Origin of the sequence: Micromonospora sp. NRRL B-16802, from assembly GCF_001279555.1 — a bacterium.
Classification (GTDB): Bacteria; Actinomycetota; Actinomycetes; order Mycobacteriales; family Micromonosporaceae; genus Micromonospora; species Micromonospora profundi.
Map to the genome: position 1 here is coordinate 17,660 of NZ_LGEB01000078.1, position 21,199 is coordinate 38,858.

14 protein-coding genes, 1 pseudogene and 1 CRISPR repeat array are annotated in these 21,199 nt (G+C 68.2%); of the genes and pseudogenes, 10 read left to right on the plus strand and 5 right to left on the minus strand.

What is annotated here, in order from left to right; all coding sequences use genetic code 11:
- Positions 1-352 precede the first annotated feature (352 nt).
- Entirely contained in the window at positions 353-2,929 is a 2,577-nt protein-coding gene (locus ADK66_RS22475; RefSeq protein WP_231640142.1) for a transcriptional regulator, read from the minus strand.
- A gap of 318 nt (positions 2,930-3,247) precedes the next feature.
- Between ADK66_RS22475 and ADK66_RS22480 the strand changes: the two genes are divergently transcribed.
- Positions 3,248-5,185, plus strand: a complete 1,938-nt coding sequence (locus tag ADK66_RS22480; protein WP_053658503.1) for a hypothetical protein — start codon at positions 3,248-3,250, stop codon at positions 5,183-5,185.
- Between the two features lie 166 nt (positions 5,186-5,351).
- Here ADK66_RS22480 and ADK66_RS22485 read toward each other — a convergent pair whose 3' ends face one another.
- From ADK66_RS22485 to ADK66_RS22500, 4 genes are all read right to left on the minus strand, one after another.
- Positions 5,352-6,485: a sorbosone dehydrogenase family protein gene (locus tag ADK66_RS22485; RefSeq protein ID WP_053658505.1), complete on the minus strand. Its 1,134-nt coding sequence runs from the start codon at positions 6,483-6,485 to the stop codon at positions 5,352-5,354.
- A gap of 148 nt (positions 6,486-6,633) precedes the next feature.
- On the minus strand, positions 6,634-7,152 hold the full coding sequence (locus tag ADK66_RS22490; protein ID WP_157552811.1) for a DUF1097 domain-containing protein: 519 nt from the start codon (positions 7,150-7,152) through the stop codon (positions 6,634-6,636).
- 43 nt (positions 7,153-7,195) lie between these two features.
- Positions 7,196-7,933 (minus strand): SDR family oxidoreductase, encoded by a 738-nt coding sequence (locus ADK66_RS22495; RefSeq protein ID WP_053658509.1) that lies wholly within the window; start codon positions 7,931-7,933, stop codon positions 7,196-7,198.
- 46 nt (positions 7,934-7,979) lie between these two features.
- The gene (locus ADK66_RS22500; protein WP_053658511.1) at positions 7,980-8,867 is read right to left on the minus strand and encodes an SDR family NAD(P)-dependent oxidoreductase; all 888 of its coding nucleotides are present in this window, start codon (positions 8,865-8,867) and stop codon (positions 7,980-7,982) included.
- 201 nt (positions 8,868-9,068) lie between these two features.
- Here ADK66_RS22500 and ADK66_RS22505 point away from each other — a divergent pair, with 201 nt between their 5' ends.
- The 9 genes and pseudogenes from ADK66_RS22505 to ADK66_RS22540 all read left to right on the plus strand — a co-directional run bounded on the left by ADK66_RS22505 (position 9,069) and on the right by ADK66_RS22540 (position 21,134).
- A complete protein-coding gene (locus ADK66_RS22505; protein ID WP_053658530.1) occupies positions 9,069-9,758 on the plus strand; it encodes a TetR/AcrR family transcriptional regulator in 690 nt (229 codons plus the stop codon).
- Between the two features lie 36 nt (positions 9,759-9,794).
- A pseudogene (locus tag ADK66_RS32760) lies at positions 9,795-10,153 on the plus strand (SDR family NAD(P)-dependent oxidoreductase); the annotation flags it as partial.
- A gap of 557 nt (positions 10,154-10,710) precedes the next feature.
- Positions 10,711-10,935, plus strand: coding sequence for a hypothetical protein (locus tag ADK66_RS22510; protein WP_053658513.1), 225 nt, complete (start codon positions 10,711-10,713; stop codon positions 10,933-10,935).
- Positions 10,936-11,078: 143 nt separating this feature from the next.
- The gene (locus ADK66_RS22515; RefSeq protein ID WP_053658515.1) at positions 11,079-12,227 is read left to right on the plus strand and encodes an ankyrin repeat domain-containing protein; all 1,149 of its coding nucleotides are present in this window, start codon (positions 11,079-11,081) and stop codon (positions 12,225-12,227) included.
- A gap of 971 nt (positions 12,228-13,198) precedes the next feature.
- The gene (locus ADK66_RS22520; RefSeq protein WP_053658517.1) at positions 13,199-13,564 is read left to right on the plus strand and encodes a PadR family transcriptional regulator; all 366 of its coding nucleotides are present in this window, start codon (positions 13,199-13,201) and stop codon (positions 13,562-13,564) included.
- Positions 13,561-14,553 (plus strand): hypothetical protein, encoded by a 993-nt coding sequence (locus tag ADK66_RS22525; RefSeq protein WP_053658519.1) that lies wholly within the window; start codon positions 13,561-13,563, stop codon positions 14,551-14,553. Before ADK66_RS22520 ends, ADK66_RS22525 begins: the two co-directional genes overlap by 4 nt.
- A gap of 1,148 nt (positions 14,554-15,701) precedes the next feature.
- Positions 15,702-17,590: direct repeats of the CRISPR family, unit length 28 nt; unit sequence CTGCTCCCCGCGCACGCGGGGGTGATCC.
- Between the two features lie 374 nt (positions 17,591-17,964).
- The gene (locus tag ADK66_RS22530; protein WP_053658520.1) at positions 17,965-18,720 is read left to right on the plus strand and encodes a DUF429 domain-containing protein; all 756 of its coding nucleotides are present in this window, start codon (positions 17,965-17,967) and stop codon (positions 18,718-18,720) included.
- Between the two features lie 13 nt (positions 18,721-18,733).
- Positions 18,734-19,966, plus strand: coding sequence for a DUF6361 family protein (locus ADK66_RS22535; RefSeq protein ID WP_157552814.1), 1,233 nt, complete (start codon positions 18,734-18,736; stop codon positions 19,964-19,966).
- Positions 19,953-21,134: a phospholipase D family protein gene (locus ADK66_RS22540; protein WP_157552817.1), complete on the plus strand. Its 1,182-nt coding sequence runs from the start codon at positions 19,953-19,955 to the stop codon at positions 21,132-21,134. The genes ADK66_RS22535 and ADK66_RS22540 overlap by 14 nt, the downstream gene beginning before the upstream one ends.
- Positions 21,135-21,199: the final 65 nt, after the last annotated feature.

Genomic DNA, 21,199 nt, shown 5'->3' on the forward strand with positions numbered 1-21,199 from the left:
GTTCCGATGCCGCTACTTCGATGTGCTGGTGAAGTGCTGGGACGTGCGCAGCGCCGGCAACCAGAAGCGATCTGAGCGGCAGGAAGTCTTCGGCTGCGACGACCGGTGCTGCGGAGGTCGATCGCGGTGGCCGTCGCATGACCCAGGCCAACGAGGACGAACACGTCCGCTGGCCACCACGCGGAGGTGCCCAGATCGAGCTGGTCCGGCCCGGCAGCAGGAGGGCGTCGGCCAGCGCGGTGGCGGTTTCGACGATTTACGAGAGTGTGCCGATGCGCAGGCCGTACGGGGTGCAGAGAGCGGACCGGGTGGGCGGGTTGAAACGTGCACGGGGCGGCCTGGCGGGGGGCGGTCAGTTCTCATCCAGGCTGTTTCGCAGCTGGGTGGCGAGTGCGATGGTGTCGTCGTGTGGTTCGGCGTCGAGGTCGGCGAGGGATTTGGTCAGGGCGCGTAGGAGGGTTCGGATGCCGTCGGCGTCGCCGAGGGCGTGTCGGGCGTGCATCGCCTTGACGTAGAGGGCTTCGTTGTATCGGTCGAGTCTGATGGCTTTGGCGAGTAGGTCGGATGCGGCCTGTGGGTTGGTGTCGAGCAGGTCGTCGGCGAGCAGGAGGTGGGCTTCGGTGCCCCACCGGCGGACCGTTTCGCGGTGGGGTTGCAGCCAGTCGTAGTCCTGGCCGTCGGCGAGGGGTGCGGTGTAGAGGTTGCAGGCGGCGGTGAGGAGTTCGCGGCGGCGCGGTCCGGTGGCGATGGTGGCGCTGCGCATCAGGTCGCGCAGGGTCCACACGTCGACGTCCACGGTCGCCGGGTCGAGTAGGTATCGTCCGGCGGATTTGATGACGTAGGCGTTCTTCGTCGCGGCGGTGCCGGCGCGGCCGAGGACGTGCCGCAGGTTCGAGGCGTTGGTGTGGACGCGTTGGTCGGCTTGGCTGATGCGGGCGTCGGGTTCGAGGTATTCGCCGATGTCGCGGGTGCTGGCTCCGTCGGGGTGCACGGCGAGGTAGACCGCGAGTTCTAGGGCTTTGGCGCGCAGCGGTCGGCCTTCTGCGGTGATGCCTTCAATGTGCGGTGTGCCGAGCACGCGCAGCCGCGCCCGCCCTGACAGGGCGTCGGCGGTGGGTTTGACGACGGTCGGGGTAGCAGGATCCGTGGCAGGGACCAGGGTCTCGGTGCGGCTCGAGTGTAGGGGCACGATCGTGACTGGCACCGCGGTTGAGGTGCTGGCGGGCGGTTCGCCGGTCTGTGCCTCGCGGAGCGTGGTCAGGATCTGGAGGGCGGCGGCCGGTTCGAGTACGGGCAGTCGCGGTGGCACTGGTTCGGCGGGCTGCCCGGATAGGAGCGTGGTGTGTCCGTCCGGGGTGACCTCGACGGTGGGTCCGTGGGCCCATTCGCCGAGGAGCAGCGCGGACACGTGCAGGCCTTCGCCCAGGGCGAGGGCGACCTTGGCGCGCATGCGGGCACTGGCTGACGGGGTTCCGGTGACGAGTACGACCGGCGGTAGCGCTTCCTCATCGGGCGCTGTCCGCCGCAACTCGTCCAGGTCGGTCAGGGCGTGCTCATCGAGGATGCGGCTGCGGTGCAGCAGCTGGGACTCGATGACGGTGAGCGCGTCGTTGATGCTGTCGGTGACGTGCAGGCGCGGCCATGGGTTGAGGGTCACCGCGTCCGGTCCGAGCAGCGTGGTCAGGGCAGCGGTGTCGATGACGACCTCGCCGCGGGCGTCGGGGTGGTGCGGGCCGCCGGAGGCCAGCACGGCGACGAGGGCGGCGCGGGCGGCAGCGCGGGCGCCGTCTCCCACGATTCCGGTTCCGCCGCCCGGCAGTAACCCGAGGTCGGGTACGAGAGCGAGCGGCTGGCCGTCGTCGCTGCTCGCATCCGACGGCTCGGGATCATGGGCGGCCACAGCGCGGCGGACCTGGACCACGGTTGGGGGCAGTTCGGTGGGCGGATCATCGTCCGGCTCGGCGGTGAATCGACGGCGGCGTTGGAGCCAAACCATCGCGGCGGCGGCGCTGATGGCGGCGGCGAGCGACCAGGGCAGCCAACCCGAATCCGACAGATCCACACCCTGGTCGTCTGTGGCCGCCGTGGGACTGTTCATGGCGGGCGGCGACGTGGCGGGATTGGAGACCCCCGACGACGGCGCTGGCGACGAAACAGACCCGCTTGGGGCCGCGGACGGCGTGGTGGTGGGAGTGCCGGCCGACAGCGGGGGCGCGGGTGGCGGCACGGCGGGATCGGGCGGGTTCGGTGCGGCGCTCGGCGAGGCGGGTGGTGTCGCGGGCCGGCCTGACCGGGGGGTGGGGGGCGTTGCGGGTGTGGCGGCTCGTGGTGGGCGGGCGTCGGTAGGGAGGCGCAGCTCCCAGCCGGGGTAGATGAGGTCGCAGTCACGCAGGACACCGCCGACTGGGAAGTGGCGGTGTTTGTTCAGGCGGCAGACCTCCGGCCACCGGCCCGCGTCGCCGAGCCATTCCTTCGCGACCTTGGACAAGGTGTCGTGTCGCTCAACCGTGTAGAGGTAGCGCTGGTCGGCGACGTGGATGATGGCGGGCCCACGGGCTGCGGCTTGCCGGGGAACATCGGCACGCTCGGTCGCAGCGGCGGGCGTAGACGGCCGATCTGAGTGTGGTGCGGTGTCGAGGGAGCTGGCGGAGGTGACGGCGAGCGCGGCGGTGCCGGCCAGACCGAACACGAGCCGGTGCAACGGGGCCGGCAGCCTGAGTAGGGGGATGCGCCACCGGGTCACCGCCGCGAGGATCTCGGCGAGCAGGAGCAGTGTGAACACGCCCCACAGCAGCCACATCGCCCAGAGGGCCGCACCGATGAGGAAGTCCGGGGTGAACCGTCCACTGGAGCGCGCGAACCAGTCGGGGATCTGCGACCAGGCCGGCAGCCGGCGCAGCGGGTCCCCACCCGCGGTCCACAGCAGCACCGGAACGGCGACCAGGAAGAAGCCGGCGCCGATGACGCCGCGAACAGCCCCGCCGAGGGACGGTCTCGCACGTCGCGGCGAATCTGAGGGGATGCGGACGGTAGCTCGTGCACCGTACTCGGCGAGTTTGTCGTCTCTGCCCCGGCGCGTCTGCGGCACCTGTCCCCCCGGCGGTTGATCCTCGATCTTTTCGGATACACGAGGGTGAGTGTCTCTGGCTATCCCACCGAGAAGGATTCTCACCATCCGCGTACAACGAGTCACGTTCTGCGGATCATGGTTGACACCCGGTTGCCCTCACCGGCGAGACTGCCCCTCATGCCAAGCGGGGGCACTGTGTTGTCGATCGACCTCAGCTCGTCGGCCATCGCGGCCACTGTCAGCCGCCACGGCCTGAAGATCCCCATCCTCATCGACGGTCGCCTCGTCATGCCGCCCGGCGCCGCGATCGGCCCGGCGGGGGAGATCTACCTCGGCCTCGACGCCACGGCCGCGATGTCGCTGCCGGCCGACCACCGGTTCGTCGGTAACCCGGCTGACCTCCTCGGCCGGCCCACCAACAGTGTCGACGCGGCGCAACCCGACCCGGTGGATCTGCTCGCCACCGTGCTGCGCCACGTCACCCATCACGCTGCCGTCCACACCAACGGGCCGATCACCGCGCTCACCGTCACCGTCCCATCGAGCTGGGGACCACGCCGCTGCGGACACGTCAACGAGGCAGCAACCCGCGCAGGGTTTCCACCCCCGGCCCTGGTCACCGCACCCGCCGCCCTCGCCGCCTACGCCACAATGCTCGGCGGCACCGTGCCGGCAGGCTCCTGCGTGCTGGTCTGCCAGGCAGACCGCGAACCGGCGACCCTCACCGTCCTGCAGACCGCTACCGACGGCTACCGCGAACTCGCGACACGACAGATCAGCCTCGACCAGGGCCTCGACCACCTCATCGCCCAACGCGTCGTCGCGATGGCAACCATCGACGCCGACCCGCTCCAAGCGGCGATGACCGCAGCCAGGAGCGATGAAACGGGCGACAGGCGCATTCTCCTGGAATCTGTTCGGGCCGCCAGAAGTCTGCTCGCGTCCCAAGACCAAGCAGCGATCCTGCTGCCCGCGCCCCGCCCACCCGCCGTCATCACCCGTCACGACGTCACGGCCGCCGCGCAGCCCCTCCTCGACCAGATCCCCGGCGCAGTCAACGGGCTCCTCGACGCGGCCGACGTCGACACCACACACCTCGCCGGCGTCGTCCTCAGACCAGCCCTCGGCGTCCCCGTGCTGGCCGAAGCGCTCGCCGCAGCTGCCGGCAAAACCCCTACGCTCATCGACCACCCCCACGCCCTCGCCGACGGGGCGCTCTGCCTCACCACCACCCACCAATCAGGCCCCGCAGCCGCCGCACAGCTGCCCCGCGTGCGCCTACGCATCAGCGACCTCACCGGCGCCCTGCTCCTCGGCGCCTGTTCCCTGGTCCTGCTCCTGCAAGCCGTGTTCACCGCTTACATCTCCACCTACAGCACCTGGGTCGTCGGCGTCCGCACCTCACTACCGCAACTCGGCGCCGCCGGTGCACTCGTCATGCTCGCCGCATTCGCCGTGGCGCACCTGGCACCCACCACCTGGCTCGCCGGCACGACCACCGCATCAACACCCGAACCCACCACCGGCAGCCTCATCCGACGCGGATACCTCACCACCGCCGTCGGCGGCACCATCACCGCCGCGCTCTACGGCCTGGCCACCGGCACCGCCGTCGAATACGACTACACCCCCTACCTCACATGGACCCTCGGCGCCGCCCTCCCCCTGGCAGCCTGCGCCGCCCTCATCGCCGCCACCGCACCCCGCATCCCCGCCGACGCACTACCCACCTGGCTCGCCATGACCCGCCCCGCCATCACCCACGCGATCACCGCCACCGCCGGCATCTACCTCATGCGCGCCGCACTCACCCTCACCACACCCATCTCCACGAACACCATCGCCGCAATCGCCGGCAGCATCGGTGCAGCCCTCCTCGGCATAGCCACCGCCCTCACCATCAGCCGCAGCCGCACGATCCGCGCCATCACCGCACCCGGCCTCGCCATCGGCTACGCCCTCGTCTTCACCGTCGACACCACCGGCGCCCTCATCGTCGGCTACCTCGCCGCCCTCACCTGGTGGGCCATCCGACTGACCGCACACACCCTGCGGCTCGCCTTCCCCCAGCCAGGAACAGCGCTGCGACGCCTCACCAACCCATCAAGCGACTGAAAGACCTGAAGGAGCATTCCGACCTCTCGCGGAGCGCCATGTACCGTTCTGGTTCGGATTCCTTTCACCTCATGGATTCACAACCCTGCCCACCACCACGGTCGACGTGACGCCGCCACACCGTCCGCAATAGACGACCCCGAACGCGCTCGCAGGCCCGGCGACGTCATCGGACCGGTACTCGCAGGATGCGGTCGTCGCCTGGCCGTGGGGCGGTGCCGCCCCAGGTGGCGCGGTCGGTGTTGGAGGTGATGAGCCAGAGGGTTCCGTCGGGGGCCGTCTCAACCGTGCGGATGCGGCCGTAGTCGCCGTGGAAGTGCTGGATCGGATCTCCGACGGCGACGCCCTCGTTGACCGGCTGCTGCCACAACCGCTGTCCGCCGAGGGCGCCGATCCACAGTGAGCCGGCGGCGTAGGTGACGCCCGAAGGCGAGGCCTCATCGGGGTGCAGGGTGAGGATCGGGGGTTCCCCGGTGCTGCCCTGAACGCCCTCGGACTCCGGCCAACCGTAGTCCCGGCCCGCCTTCAGCACGTTTACCTCGTCCCAGGTCCGGTGCCCCAGTTCGGACGCGTATGCCGTCGCGTCCGGGCCGAAGGCGATGCCTTGCACGTTGCGATGCCCGGAGGAGTAGATGGGTGAGTCGGGTGTCGGGTTGTCGTCCGGGATCGAGCCGTCCGGCCGGATGCGGAGGATCTTGCCGTTGACCGTGGCGTCGTCGGCGGCGTTCTGCGGCTCGAACGCGTCGCCGGTTCCGATCCACAGGTTGCCGTCCGGTCCGATCGCGATCCGGCCGCCGTGGTGCCGGTCGGCGGTCTGGATGCCGTCCAGCAGCACCCGGACCCGGGTGAGCGAACGGAAGTCGTCGGCGATCCGCAGCGCGACGATCGAGTTCTCGCGCGCTCCGGAGACCGAGGCGAAGACCGTACGGTCGGTGGCGAAGTCGCGCGAGGCGATGATGCCGAGCAGGCCGCCTTCTGAGCTTGCCACCACATCGGGCACGACGCCGACCGTGGCCGCTGTGCCGCCGTCGGCCGAGATTCGGACGATCTCGCCGGTAATCCGTTCCGACACCAGCGCAGAGCGGTCCGGCAGGAACGTCAATCCCCAAGGTGCTTCGAGCCCGGAGACGAGTTCGGTAGGTTCACCCAGCGTTGCGACCGGGCCGCTGCTGCGGGCGGCACCGGGCGGCCTGTCCGCGGGGCTGGTGGCCGGTTCGGGGCCGGATGAGCAGGCCGATAGGGCAAGCGCCACGGCTAGGCCTGCGATCAGCGAGATTCGGCGGTGCGATGGCTGCGACATGCTTCTTTCCTCCGGTGACAAGAGAATGTGGTTGCTCGAACGGGACGGATCGTCGACCGTCCGGCTGGTTCTGCGGGGAGCTGGACGGTCGACGGTCCGTTCGCCCGGCACGGTGGTGGTCACGCGTACCGGTCATGGTGTGCGTCGGTCAGGAGGCGAATCGCCCCTGCAGGCGCTGGCAGGCGTAGCCGGCGGCGCCACCGATGACGCTGGCGGCGACGAGCGTGAGCAGGCCGGTCAGGACGTTGTCCGATTCCAGAGCGAAGAACGCGATGAGGCCGAGGAACCAGGCGATCATGTTGTTCAGCGGGGGCGTCGTGCGCATACCGACCGCGACGCAGGCCAGCACGAAAACAGCGACGGGCAGGGCGGCCATGCCGATGTGCGAGGACAGGAACGCGACGATGAAGTGCCCGCCGGCAGCCAGGAGCATTCCTGCCCAGAGGCTGAGCATGGAGTGCAGGCCCTGAGTGGCGGAGGCGGGGCGGGTGAACCACGCGACCCATCCGACGAACATCGCCCAGGCATGCACCCCGAGCGACTCGCTGAGCAGCGCTGCTACGGCGGCGATGACGGCTGCGATGACGGTGAACCGGATGAACTGGCTACGGGATGGAGTCGATTCGGCCGGCGCGGGGGTGGTCGGTTTCATGATTTGCTGTGCCACGGTCTTTCCTCTCGAGGTCGATTCTCTGAGGGTTTTCCGGTGGTCAGGCGGCGCCGCCGTTGACGTAGATCGTCTGTCCGTTGATCCAGCGCCCACGTCCGGCGAGCAGGGAGATCACCTCGGCGATGTCCTCCGGGCGCCCGAGTCGCTCCATCGGGTTCTGACCGGCGATGTTCCGGATCAGTTCGTCGCTCTTGCCCTCGAGGAACAGGGCTGTCGCGGTGGGCCCCGGTGCGACGGCGTTGACGGTGATGTCCCGCCCGCGCAGTTCCCTGGCCAGGATCGGCCCGAGCGCCTCGACTGCGGCCTTGCTCGCGGCGTATGCGGCGTAGGTGGGCAGGTTAAGCCGGGTCACCGACGTGGAGAAGTTGACGATGGCGCCACCGTCGCGCAGGCGACCGGCCGCCTCCCGGGCGACGACGAAGGTGCCTCGAACGTTGGTGCGGTGCATCCGGTCGAACTCGTCGAGGTCGAGTTCGGCGACCGGTTGAAGTACCATGGTGCCGGCGGCGTTCACGACCACGTCGACACCGCCGAACAACTGCTCCGTCATGTCGAACAGGGCTTTCACCGCGCTCTCGTCGGCCACGTCGGCCTGGATGGCGTGGGACCTGCCGCCGGCCTCCTGAATCGCCGTGACCGCGGCTTTGGCCTCGACCTCGTTGGCGGCGAACACGATCACGACATCCAGCCCGTCGGCGGCCAGGCGTTCCGCGACTGCCCGGCCTATTCCCCTGGAACCGCCGGTGACGACGGCAACGCGGTTGTGGTTGGTGGACATGTTGATGCTCCTTCTCGTTCGCGAAATGGTGGTATTCGGGTCTGGGTCAGGAGCGCGACGGAGACAGCAGACCTGCGAATCCCAATCGGCGGACGAAATCGGCGCGGGTCTCGTACGCGATGTCATTGACGCGCTCCACACCGGCGTGAGCGTCGTCGATCACGGTTCGGAAGGGTTTCTCACCGAACGGCAGGCCGAGCACCCGCACTATTTCCTCGGCGACCCCGGCAGCGCCCATCAGCGGGTGCTTGAGCAGTCCGGCGGTGGCGTGCTCGTTGCGTTCGACCAAGGGGTCGAGCGCGGAATAGGCGGCCGTCACATCCTGATCGCTGGCGCGGCCGGCGTTCGGGAAGTGCTCGGTGCCCTCGGTGATCGCACCCGGCATCACGATCACGGTCTCGATGCCGAAGGCGTTGGCTTCGTACGCGGTCACCACGGCCAGCGCGTCCATAGCGGCCTTGGAGACCACGTACGGGCCGAGGAACGGCGGGGTGGTGACCGGGATGGTGCTCCCGACGTACATGAGCACACCGGCCCGCCGCTGCCGAAAGTACGGCAGGACTGCGCGGTTCACCCGGTGCGCGCCGACGGCGTTGACATCGATCAGGCGCATCACGTCCTGGTCGGTGAACGCCTCGACGTAGCCCACGTTCAGGTGCCCGGCGTTATTGATCACCACGTCCAGCGTGCCGTGCTGATCAGCGACGGTCCGCACGGCCGTGTCAGCGGACTCCTGCGAAGTCACGTCCAGCTCGATCACATGGAGATCGACACCTTTGCGCTCCGCCTGCTCTCGCATGGCCGTGGCGCGGTCGGCGTTGCGGCGGGCGACGTCACGCATGCTGGCGTAAACGGTGTGCCCCGCCCCCGCGAGTTGCAGAGCAGCAAGATTGCCGATCCCGGTGGCGGCTCCGGTCACAAGGATGACGGACATTGTGGCACCTCCGATGGTATCGTAGATAACGTTTCTCTGGTCAAGACGCTACCACAAGGGCGATAACATGCAAGCATTAGCAGCGATACCATCCGGGGAGTTGACGCCCGCTGCGGCTGGTTGGCGGAGGTCATGGGGCACGCCCATGACGGGCCGCGGAGCCGTGGCGTGAGCGGCAAACGGACGCAGTACAGTGCGACCATGCCCGCCAAGGCCACCCGTGACCGCATCATCGAGGCTGCAGCGACGCTGCTCTCTGAGGGTGGGCGCGATGCCATCTCCACGCGTGCGGTCTGCGCAGCAGCGAGCGTTCAGGCACCAGCGATCTACCGGCTCTTCGGCGACATGCAGGGCCTGCTCGACGCCACCGGCAGCTACGGCCTTGCCTCATATCTGGCCAAGAAGCAGCAACTCGACGACAGCGAAGACCCCGTCGAGGATCTCCGCGCCGGCTGGGACCTGCACGTTGAATTCGGCCTCGCCCAGCCCTCGTTCTACACCCTCATCTTCGGCGAGGCACGCCCCGGTCACGAAACATCGGCCGCCCGGCAGGCAGCCGATTTGCTCGCCTACAGGGTGAAACGCATCGCCCAGGCCGGTCGCCTACGAGTCACCGAGGAACGTGCCGCCCAGCTCGTCCACTCCACCGGCAAGGGTGTGACGCTCACCCTCATCGCAACACCACCCGAAAACCGCGACCTCAATCTGTCCACCATGGCCCGGGAGTCCGTGCTGGCCACGATAACCAACGACACCATCACCGTGGCCGCCTCTGCCAGGCTGCAAAATGCGGCCGTCTCGCTGCACGCTTCCCTCGACGAAGCCACTGTGCTCACCGCGGCAGAACGCGCGCTCCTAGGCGAATGGCTGCACCGGATCAACCAAGGCTGACCCACCCGGGTATGCCGAGATCGCCCGGATGCGTTTGTGGGGACTTGGCGCTGCTGCACCGCAGCCATCCCCGAGATGAGAAAGAACGGGTACGGCCGGATCGTCAACGTCACCAGCCACATGGGCACGTTTGGCGAAATGGGAACCGGCAGCGTCTCCTACCGCGTGTCGAAAGCTGGGTTAACGCCCTGACCTGCATCCTCGCAGCTGAACTCAAGGACGACGGCATCTTGGTGAACGCGGCGTCTCCGGGAAAGGTCGACACCCGCCTGGCCTACGGGAAGGCGAAGTCCACGCCTGATGAAGCTGCGGGCACCTTCGTATGGCTCGCGACGCTGCCCTCAGACGGCCCGTCCGGAGGGCTCTTCTACCAGCGACGACCACTCGCCTGGTAGCGGCATCACCGGACAGTCTGCGTGGCGCCGAGCTACCTCTGCGTGATCAACAGATGACGTGAACGAGATCGGGTCTGCGGGGGCGGTAGCGCGGTAGGAGATCAATTTGGAAGAGCGCGCTCAACGGGCCGTGACGTCCGAAACGCCTGTCGGCGGCGGCAGAGCCCCATGCCGCTCGTGCCCGCTCATGACCGCTGCGCGCCACGGTTACTGGCCCGTGGATGGCCCGCGTCGGTACGAGCGGGTTACCTGCCCATCGGATAACTTGCCCTATGCCCGTCATCGATCTGAGTGCGCCGGCCCGCCCTCCGTCGCCTCGCAGGACGACAAACCCGTGGCTCGTGGCGGCGCTGGCAGCCTTGGGGCTCGTGTGCCTCAGCGGGGAGCCGGTGAACCCGCCGCAGCTTGCCCCTGAGGTGCAGTGCGAGTCATGGCAGGAATCCATTGCGGGTGAGGTGGGCCCGGCCACCGCTCCGGTAGGAGGTGCCTCACCAGGGGCAACCGCGGATGTGCGCGTGGTGGCCGTTGTGGATGGTCAAACCGGATGTGTCGTTTCTGTGCACCGGTGGCGTGAACCGGAGTTGCATTTCCAGTCCGGGGATCACGGCCTGGTCGCCATCGTCAAGATGGACGGCGAACGCGAACGGAGGCGCTGGACGGTGCGGGTGTGGGGCGAGCCGCTGGGCGGGGAACTCGTGGAATGGGGCGGTGACGACCTGGACGCTGGGCTGTCGCGGGTGATGGCCATGCTTCGGGAGCGGGTTCCGGGACTGCTCGACTGAGCGATGGCCTCGGCGTCGCTGCCCCTGCCTGAAGCCCATCTCCGCCGTGAATCCGCACATCGTGGAACGGGCATGCTCCCCGGGACCGCGCATGCAGCTTCTGGAGCGCGTCCTGCCGATACGAACCACATAGGGTCGTTGGCATGGATCGTGATGCAGAGCTCGTTGCGGCCGTCCGTGCGGCCAATCCGGCGGCCGTGGCGAAAGCGCTCGCGGACGGCGCCGACCCCGACTCCGCCGCCAGCCGCTTCACCGTGACCGTGCTGTCCGAGGCGGCGAGTACGGGGCTGCTAGAGATCGCCCAATTGCTGGTGAACGCGGGGGCGTCGCTGCGGGCGAGGAGGCCGCAGTACCAGTCGCCGCTGCGGTCGGCGGTGAGCAATGGTCACCTCGACGTCGTCCGGCTACTCGTCGATCGTGGCGCCCTCAAGGCCGAGGGCACCGACCGTGGCAGCCTTCTCGCCACCGCGATCGCCGCCACCCGACACCGACCCCAGGCCGCAGCGTTGGAGGTTTTGCGCTACCTGCTGGAACTAGGTGCCGAGGCCGCGCCTGGCGAGGAGAGCCCGATCGTCCAGGCCGTGCTGGGATCGGCCGCACCTGCCACGATCCGCATGCTACTTGGCCATGGCGCTGATCCGAGCTCGCGGCGCTCCGACGGCACCCCAGCGCTCATCCTCGCCGCTCGGCGCGGTGACCACGCCGCCGTTGACGTGCTGCTCACCGCAGGCGCTGATCCGAACGCGGTCGATGGCTACGGGCACACCGCGCTGATGCACGCCATCGAACGGAACGAGCGGGCCGTGAGCACCGCGCTGCTGCTGGCCGGCGCTGACCATGCGGGCGCGCTCGAGATCGCACAGGGCTGGCAGCGGCAGAACGTTCAGTTCCAACTCGGCGAGATGAGCGTTGGCCTGGACGACGTACCGATCACACGTACGGCCGTGCGGCTGCATCCCACCGGGTACGAGCTGCGCGGCGATCCGGCAGAGTTCCGCCGCTGGGGGCAGCTCATCGCGTGCGCGGCGGAGGAATTGGGCGATGACGAGTGGGAAACGCGGACCGGCACCCCGTACGCGCTGGCCCAGACCGTCGCCTACAGGTTCGTCGACGATCCGGCCAAGTCGCCCACAGCGTCATGGCACCGCATCGAGCTGACCAGGGCAGAGCTGGCCACGGTACGGCAGGCATTCGTGGAGCTCGCCTACGCGGTCCGCGCCACGCTGCCGGACGGCCTCGGACAGGAGTACGTCCATGACGCGCTCGACGAACTCAATGCCCAGTTGCCCTGACTTGCGTCCGGCAGTGTGCTCGCAGCCCATATTGATTCTTGGGCGGATGACGGGATTCGAACCCGCATTGCCAGCTTAGACACTGTCGATGTCCGGCAGCCATCGGCATGACGGCGTGGTCTCGGCGGTCACTCGTGGCCTCGGCTGCCCCCTGCTGTCCTGCCCGTCCGAATGGCACGCTAAGGGCACGCCGGCACTGCACGCGAATCCGAGTCGTAGAGCGGGATCTCCTCGTCGGGCAGTCTCCGACGTTCAGGCTCCCGGGACGGGGCCAAGGTCGCCCCGGGAGCTCCACATTGGCCCAGTCCCGAGCCTGGTAGCCCTTGTGGTGCCCGGCGAGGTGATGCTCGGCGGCATCTCTGAGGAGGATCGGGGTTCGGGACGAACGCCAAAGGTTTCAAGGTCTTGTCGTTTGTCAGCGTGGCCGGCTGGCCCGGCCGATGCCGGCCGGAGGTCGCCAGCAGGCCGGGGCCGGGCCGGCGCGGCCCGCTTGCGGGCCGCCTTGACGCAGGTAGCGACTGATTCGGCGGGTGTGCCCTGTGAACGCTCAAGACTTGACCGTCGGTCAAGCAGCGCTAGGCACGCTTCAACTTGGCTGATCTTGGTCCCCAGAACGGCGAAAGGGCCGACCCGATTTCCGGATCAGCCCTCTGACCTGCCGAAACTCTGTCGGGACGGCCGGATTCGAACCGACGACACCTTGACCCCCAGGACGATTTGGTAAGCGTTCCCGCACGTCACACACGCTATCCCCAAGATCAGGCCGTGCGGTCGATGTCGTGCCGCGCACCATCGCGCACGACGTGTGGTCCCCACCTGGTCCCCGAACGCTGACGCACTGGGCTACCCCAGGACGCGGTTTGGTAAGTGCGGCCACGGCTGGAGGTCGCACGGGAACGAGCTACCGGCCGGATCGGTGTCTTCCAGGTGTTTCGCCCCCGCCATACCTTCGCGGTCGATACATTCCCAGGGTGGACACACCGCTGCGGGAGCCAACCTTTTGGATTCTCACCGCTCTCGCCGGCCCGCCACTGCACGGCTACGGGATCATCAGAGAGGTCGCGACCCTGTCCGGGGGCCGGCTGTCAATGCGGCCAGGCACGTTGTACGGCGCACTTGACCGGTTGGTGGACGCGGACCTCATCGAGGCCGACCGAGAGGAGGTAGTTGACGGCCGCCTGCGCCGCTACTACCGCCTCTCCCTCACCGGTAATGCCACCCTCGCTGATGAGACCGAGCGCCTGCGGCGCAACGTGGAGGCGGCGACCGCCCGCTTGGGCAACTCGACGCCCGCCGCCCGGCCCGCCGCCCCGCGCGCCTTGGGAGGACTGGCATGAGGGACTTGGAGCGCCGCTATCAGAAATTGCTCTGGGCCTACCCCGCCGGCTACCGCCAGGCACGAGGCGCCGAGATCGTTTGCACATATCTCGACCTGGCCGGACCCGACCGCCGCTGGCCGTCGATCCTAGACGTGACGGACGTGCTGGCTGGGGGTGTCCGTGAGCGCCTACGCGCTGCCGGCGCTGCCGACCTCCTACCCGGCGTACGCCTCGCTGCTGTTCTCAGCTTCCTCACCGCGACCGCTCTCGCTGGCTTCTGGGCCGCCGCCGAGGTGGTCACCACTTCGGATACGTGGGGCGCACCATCCTTCGGGCCCTTCGCTACCACCGGCATCGTCGTGTGGGCCTGTTGGTTGCTGGCGGCCGTCGTTCATGTCGTTGCCCCGGCCCGGGTGCACGTTGCCATCGGCCTGGCACTGTCTATCACCGCTGCCGTGGTGCCCGTCGCCGCCCTGTTCGATCTGCCCCGCCCATACTTGTTCGTTCTGGTTCCCCAGGCATCGCTGGGTATCTTGGCACTGGCAATTCGGCCCTATACGGCGCGACGCCATCGCCTCATGCCTTTGGCGACTGCTTCGGCGGCAGCCCTCATCGCAGTCGGAGTCCTGTCCGGGAGAAGCACCTGGTTCTATCGGTTCAGTTATGGAGCCGCATTCCTTCCGGAAGCCAGCGCCGCTCTCTTGCTGACGGCGATGCTCACCGCGGCGGTGCTGTCGCTGCGCGGTGACGCCCGAGGGCTTTGGGCCCTTCTTGTCCTGTTCACCCCGGTCGGACTACTCGCCCTCTACCCTCTGACCGAGAACATCGCCCCCGCCGTCGGTGCCGGCTATGCCGACTTCCGCGTTATCACCGCGACAGCCGCCATCATTTTCCTGCTTGGCGGAACCACCCTGGCTGTGGCGCTCACAATCCGAGTACGTTCCAGCGCGGCGGCCAACACTCCGGCCTTACCCGTGCACGAGCCGTGCCCAAACTGCGGCAAATAGCGTCAACGAATAATGGCTATTGGGACATCCAGTGCACCGAGCGGCGACCGTAGTAGCGGATCCCTGAGGATCGGGGATCGGGGATCGGGGCGACCCCGCATACGGGCCACCTGGACGCGGGTGGCGAAGTGTTTGGCAGGCAAGAGATCAGCCGTGGACCTTGACCAACGGTCAAGGAGCGCTACCGGACAGCGCACTTGACCGGCGTGGTCCCCAGGAAGCCAGAAAGGCCGGCCCGATGTTTCGGACCAGCCCTCTGACCTGCTGTTTCACCTTGTCGGGACGGCCGGATTCGAACCGACGACCCCTTGACCCCCAGTTTTACAACGATTCTGTCACGCCATGCCAGAACAGTCTTATACGTCCTCCAATGCGGACAGAACCGCATCCCCTAATGATGCCCACTGCCGGCTCATGTCAGCCACTCCCCCGCTGCAGACCGCGATCCGTTACCGAAGTGGTTACGGCGGTCAGTTAAGAGTCCGCGCTGACGTTGAGTCGAGGCAGCTTTGTGATGGACCGCATTTTCTGCAAAGCATCCTAGGACAACATCACCACTGCTGGACGGCGAGTGGCCACAATGAGCGCCCAGTGCCCTATCTAGCAGGAGCCAGCCCGCTAGGACTTCCCGTCCCGCCTTCCATCGACCCAGCGAAAACAGTGAGCGTGCCGTCGCTCACTCCGCGGCGCGAACCCGACTCCTCTCTACGGTGGCAGACCTCGTAGCGCTCTGCTCGGCTTGCCGGGTAGATGACCGCCTGGACGACTCCTCTACGACGCTCATCGAAACGGCGGCCGCGCCTGCCCGACCTGAGCTCGGAGCGCCTCCACCGACGGCTCCGTAACCGCCGCCCACGCAGAACCTCGACGTGCTGGCGTGGAGCGATTCCATCCCTCACCTCGCGTTTCTGGGCCCACTGACTTCGCCTAGTCGGTCGCGAGCGCGTGACCTCACCTCTGCTCAGCCGGTAAGTAGCAGTGTTCGCTGGTCGTTCCACTGAGCCTCACCAACTACGCTGTAGCCGAACTGGCTTTGCCCTCCACATACCTCCTTACACCGACCGGAACCGAGACCGAGTGGGATGATCTTGCGGAACCTAGTGAACAAAAACCGCGAAGTCGATCTCTAACGCCGCAGGTCAAGAAGTCTGCTCCCCGCGCACGCGGGGGTGATCCCGCATAGTCCGAGGCGAAATCGATCACCGTTGCCTGCTCCCCGCGCACGCGGGGGTGATCCCGCGCTGACCGACAACTACCTACGGCCGGCGCTCTGCTCCCCGCGCACGCGGGGGTGATCCCCCCTCGGCCACCAGCGCGTTGAGCGCCGCCTCTGCTCCCCGCGCACGCGGGGGTGATCCGCGGGCGTCGTCGTTCACGCCGGTGGTGTTGGACTGCTCCCCGCGCACGCGGGGGTGATCCGCAGGCCGCCAGTCAGCGAGGGCAACGCGGGAAACTGCTCCCCGCGCACGCGGGGGTGATCCGAACCCCAGCATCTCCTACAACGACGCTCTCAGCTGCTCCCCGCGCACGCGGGGGTGATCCCGGTGCGGTGCGCACGCGGGGGTGATCCCGGTGCGGTGGTGTGGGACGGCCGTCAGGAAGACTGCTCCCCGCGCACGCGGGGGTGATCCGTTGTCCGCCGCATCCACGGCCAGGGCCCACCCCTGCTCCCCGCGCACGCGGGGGTGATCCGCAATTGGTAGCCGAGGGTCGTTTTCCCGCACCCCTGCTCCCCGCGCACGCGGGGGTGATCCTGCCCAGGGGGTCGGGTCCTGGAGGGCGTCGACCTGCTCCCCGCGCACGCGGGGGTGATCCGGAGGCTGAACGCCGCCCGGACACCGCCCTCCACTGCTCCCCGCGCACGCGGGGGTGATCCCGGTCAGCGACGACGCGCTCTTTCCCCGCCAACCTGCTCCCCGCGCACGCGGGGGTGATCCTGGCGCTACTGTTGTTCTTGGAGGACAGTTTCTCTGCTCCCCGCGCACGCGGGGGTGATCCCGGCCTCACCGTCGGATGGTGATCGGGTGAGCCCTGCTCCCCGCGCACGCGGGGGTGATCCCCACCGGCCGGACGGTGAGCCGTGGCGGCACCACTGCTCCCCGCGCACGCGGGGGTGATCCTGCCGCCGATCTCCCCGAACCGTTCCCGTGCCCCTGCTCCCCGCGCACGCGGGGGTGATCCGGCTGTCTCTCACTCCTGGGCGGATGGCTTGCCCCTGCTCCCCGCGCACGCGGGGGTGATTCCCGGGTGTACGTGGCGTACCACGGTGACAGCCCCTGCTCCCCGCGCACGCGGGGGTGATCCCACCGCGACGGCGGCCATCACACGGCCCATCTCCTGCTCCCGCGCACGCGGGGGTGATCCCCCGTGACGAATACCATCGGGCGGTTGTCCGGCCTGCTCCCCGCGCACGCGGGGGTGATCCCTCCCACTTGCCGGTCGTGACGTTGAAGCCGAGCCTGCTCCCCGCGCACGCGGGGGTGATCCCGAGTGGGGAGCCAAGCGCGGCACCCCGCCCTCCTGCTCCCCGCGCACGCGGGGGTGATCCCTTCCGCCAACGCGTCTGGCCCCGGATCCTGGCCTGCTCCCCGCGCAGCGGGGGTGATCCCGCCTTGTAACCCCAGATGCCGACGTCCACCCACCTGCTCCCCGCGCACGCGGGGGTGATCCTGCCGCGCCGATCCGCCCGCGTAGACCGGTGATCTGCTCCCCGCGCACGCGGGGGTGATCCGTGGAAGCGCGGCAGGTGCAGTCGGGGCAGGCGCTGCTTCCCGCGCACGCGGGGGTGATCCGGGTGTCCTTGGTCTTGTCCCCCAGATCGGCGCCTGCTCTCAGCGCACGCGGGGGGTGATCCGAACTACCTGAATGACCCCATGGGTCGGGACGGCTGCTCCCCGCGCACGCGGGGGTGATCCGGGGGTCGGCTTCGGGAAGGTGTACGGCGGCGGCTGCTCGCCGCGCACGCTGGGGTGATCCCGGCGGACGCGTCCAGCCCGTCATCACGATCTCCTGTTCCCCGCGCGTGCGGGGATGATCCCTCGCTCCGGCGTCGTCCGGCTCGCCCCACATCTGCTCCCGAGCACGCGGGGTGTCCACGTCGGAGACGCAGTTGGCGATGCGGGCTCGCTGCTCCCGCACGGGAGTGATCGTCGTCCGACTCCGCTTCTTCTCAGGTGGACTGTTCCCCACGCACACGGGGGTGATTCCGCGCGCCGGCCGACGCATTGGACTGGACAAACTCGAAGCGTGGCTTACAAACCGTCATCCCCATCGCCAGCCACGACGTGCGGAGGCCGTAGCAACGAAGAACCCGACTCGTGGCCGTGCTGGCACTCGTATACGGCTGAACGTCGTGCAACGACCATCGATCGGATCATGACCGCCGACCCCAGCAGTACCTAGGGTGGTGAAGTGTTAACCCTCGGCGTTGACCTTGCAGCCGCAGACGAACGTACGGCGGCTGCGGTGATCGAGTGGCTACCGGGCCGGGCAGTGGTACGGGAGATAGCTCTCCATGTCAGTGACGCCCGGATCGTCGAAGCGAGTCGGCACGCGGACAAAACCGGGTTGGACTGTCCGCTCGGCTGGCCGGAGCCGTTCGTCGCACTCGTCACGACCCACCAGGTCGGCCATGTGATGGTCCCTGACGGCGACGGCGGCCCTTGGCGGCGTCACTTGGCCTATCGCCAGACTGACGAGGTGGTACGCAAGGAGACCGGAATCATCCCCCTCAGCGTGGCTGCGGACCGCATCGGGCACGCCGCCTTCCGCTGCGCCGGTTTACTGGCGATGCTGGCCGCCGATGGTCAGGATGTCGATCGTTGCGGCGACGGCAAGATCGTCGAGGTGTACCCGGCAGCGGCCTTGAACCGTTGGGGCTTAGCGCATCGCGGTTACAAGGGGCGCCGTCAGCAGGCCCAGCACGCCGAACTTGTCACCGCATTGTGTGCGGCCGCGCCCTGGCTGGAGCTTGGAGCGTTCGAGGCGTTGGTCCGGCGTAGCCATGATGCGTTTGACTCGGTGGTCGCGTCGTTGGTTGCCCGTGCCGCAGCGACCGGCAAGGCGAGCAGGCCGGACGACGAGCAGCGGGTCGCCGCGCGTTCCGAGGGATGGATCGCGCTGCCTACCTACCCTCTCGCCGGCCTTCTCGACTTGGCAGCAGCGTAACCGGAAGGTACCCATGGCTTCAGGACTGAGCTGGCTGGACAGTTCCCGCGACGATCAACACCGAATGCGGGAGTTACTCAAGCTCTTCAGCGACACGGAGAGCCGGGACGAGCTGGGCATCGGCCAGGTCCGGGACGCGTTCAGCGACTTACTCTTCCCGGGCACCTCCGTTTTGCAGGCCCGGGCGCGGTACCTACTGATCGTGCCGTGGTGCTACCAGGAGGCGCAGCGGCGTGGACTGCACGGTGACCGTCTCACTGCGCAAGTGGACCGCACCGAACGAAAGGTGATCGCCGCGCTGCTGCGAGGCGACGACACGGAGGGCGTGATCGGTCGCCGGGCTGGTGTCGGGGTACAGACGCTGCCGTCGAGCATCTATGCGGCGGCGTTGCTCGAATACGGCATCCGCACTGGCGACGATGAGGGCGCATCGAACCGCCGATTGGCCGGACTGGCCGACGCCGATGAGCTGACGGAACGAGCGAACGGGATCTGGCACCCAACGCTGCCGGCCCGACCGAAGGACTTTCCAGACGAGATCGAGGGTGGATTGAGGCTGACGCCGGATGAGGGCCGTTGGCTGCGAGAGCGGATCCTCACTGCGGCGCCCGGCACACTGTTGGCGTACCTCCTTGAGCCCGAACATCGACCCGGTTGGGACAGCGACGCACCATGGGAGGAGCCGGCGGTGCTGGCCGCGCCGGATCCGATCAGCTCGCTGGTACGGGACGCCGCCTTGTTTTCGCTGGCGATCCGCGGCGCGGCGTTGCTGTACAACCTCCTCGTGGCGGAGCGGTACGAGGAGACCGGTCTGACCGAGCGTGAGGCGCCAGTGGCCCGATATCGAGACAAGTTGTCGGACTGGAACCAGCGCGTGGCGGCGGAGCAGGGCCTCAAGGGCTGGGACCGGTCACGCATGTGGGACCGCTTGATTGAGAGGAATCCGCGGATAGCCACGAACGCCGCTGCGCGCCGGTTCATCGACCGCTGGCTTGACGCGGTCACGAGCGGAACTGCGAGCGATGCCGCCACGGACCAGAGCCTGCGCAATCTCGTGGCCGAGCGGGAACGGGCGGTGAAGAAGGGGCAGTCACGGTTGATCAACGACAAGCTGCTGCGTACGTGGAGTGGTGCCTCCGGCAGTCGACCGCTGGTGTATCGATGGCCTCAAGTCCGCCGGATCCTCGTCGACATCCACGACGGCTGCGCCGCTGACCTGTCGGAGGCTGCGAATGCTCGCGCCTGACTCTCGTTCGCTGCTGCTCGATGCCTTGCGCCCGCCACCGGGTATGCGGATGTCCCGCGCCGTGGCGTTGACCTTCACCCTGGATCTGGAGAGTCTGCTGGTCGCCCCGCTGGCCTTCGCCGCTCACGGCTTACGCGAGACGACCGACCCGATTGCGGTGATGGAGGGCGTACGGCAGTGCGCCGACCGGATCGACGTGTTCTGTCAGGCGGGGCAGATCGCGGTTCCACCGACGAAGTCAGCGCTGCTGGCGTTTGTCGAGCCAATGGTGCACCAGGTGCGCCGGCCCAAGCCGGGTCGGCTGTTCCACCCAAAGCTGTGGGCGCTGCGTTTTGAGGACGAAGCGACCGGGGAGACGTCGCTGCGGCTGTTGGTGCTCAGTCGCAACATGACCAAGGATCGCAGCTGGGACGTGTGCCTGCGCCTGGAAGGCTACCCCGGCACCCGCCGGGTGGCGGGCAACAAGCCCTTGTTCGACCTGCTACAACACACGCTGCGGCTGACGGTCGCGCCCCTGCCGCCGGACCGGCAGGCGGCGGTCGAGGCGCTGGGCGAGGATCTACGCCGAACCGCGTGGGAGTACCCCGACGGCGCTCGGGAGATGTTTTTCCATGCGCTAGGAGTTCCTCGTACTCCGCCACCGGACTTCGCCGGCACACGTCACCTGGTCATTTCCCCGTTCTGCACTCCCGAGGGTCTGGACCGGTGCGCACCGAGCGGCAAGCTGGCGTTGGTGAGCCGGCAGGAGACTCTCGACTGCCTGCCCGAGGAGAGCCTGGCCGGTTCCGAGACGTTCGTGGTGAACGCCTTGGCCGGTTTGCCGGCTGAGGAATCGCCGTCAGGACAGGAAGTGCTCAGCGGGCTGCACGCAAAGGTGTACGTGGTGGAGAAGGGCCATCAGGCGCGGGTTCTCCTCGGCTCCGCAAATGCCACAGGTGCGGCGTTCGACGGCAACGTCGAGCTAATGGTGGAGCTGGTAGGTGGCCGCGCTCAGTGGGGTATCGATGCTCTCCTTGGCCCGAAGGCAGCGCTTCGCGAGATCCTCGAACCCTACGAACGCCAGAACGTCGCCGAACCGGATCCCGAAGCGGACCGTCTCCGTAATCTGGTCCGCGACCTCGCGGCAATTCCGATGCTAGTGCCTCGTCATGCGGCCTTGAACGGGTAATCGGGATGGCGGATCTTGGAGTTGATCGCGTATCCGGTTTTGGGTTGGGCGTGTTGGTTGCGCCA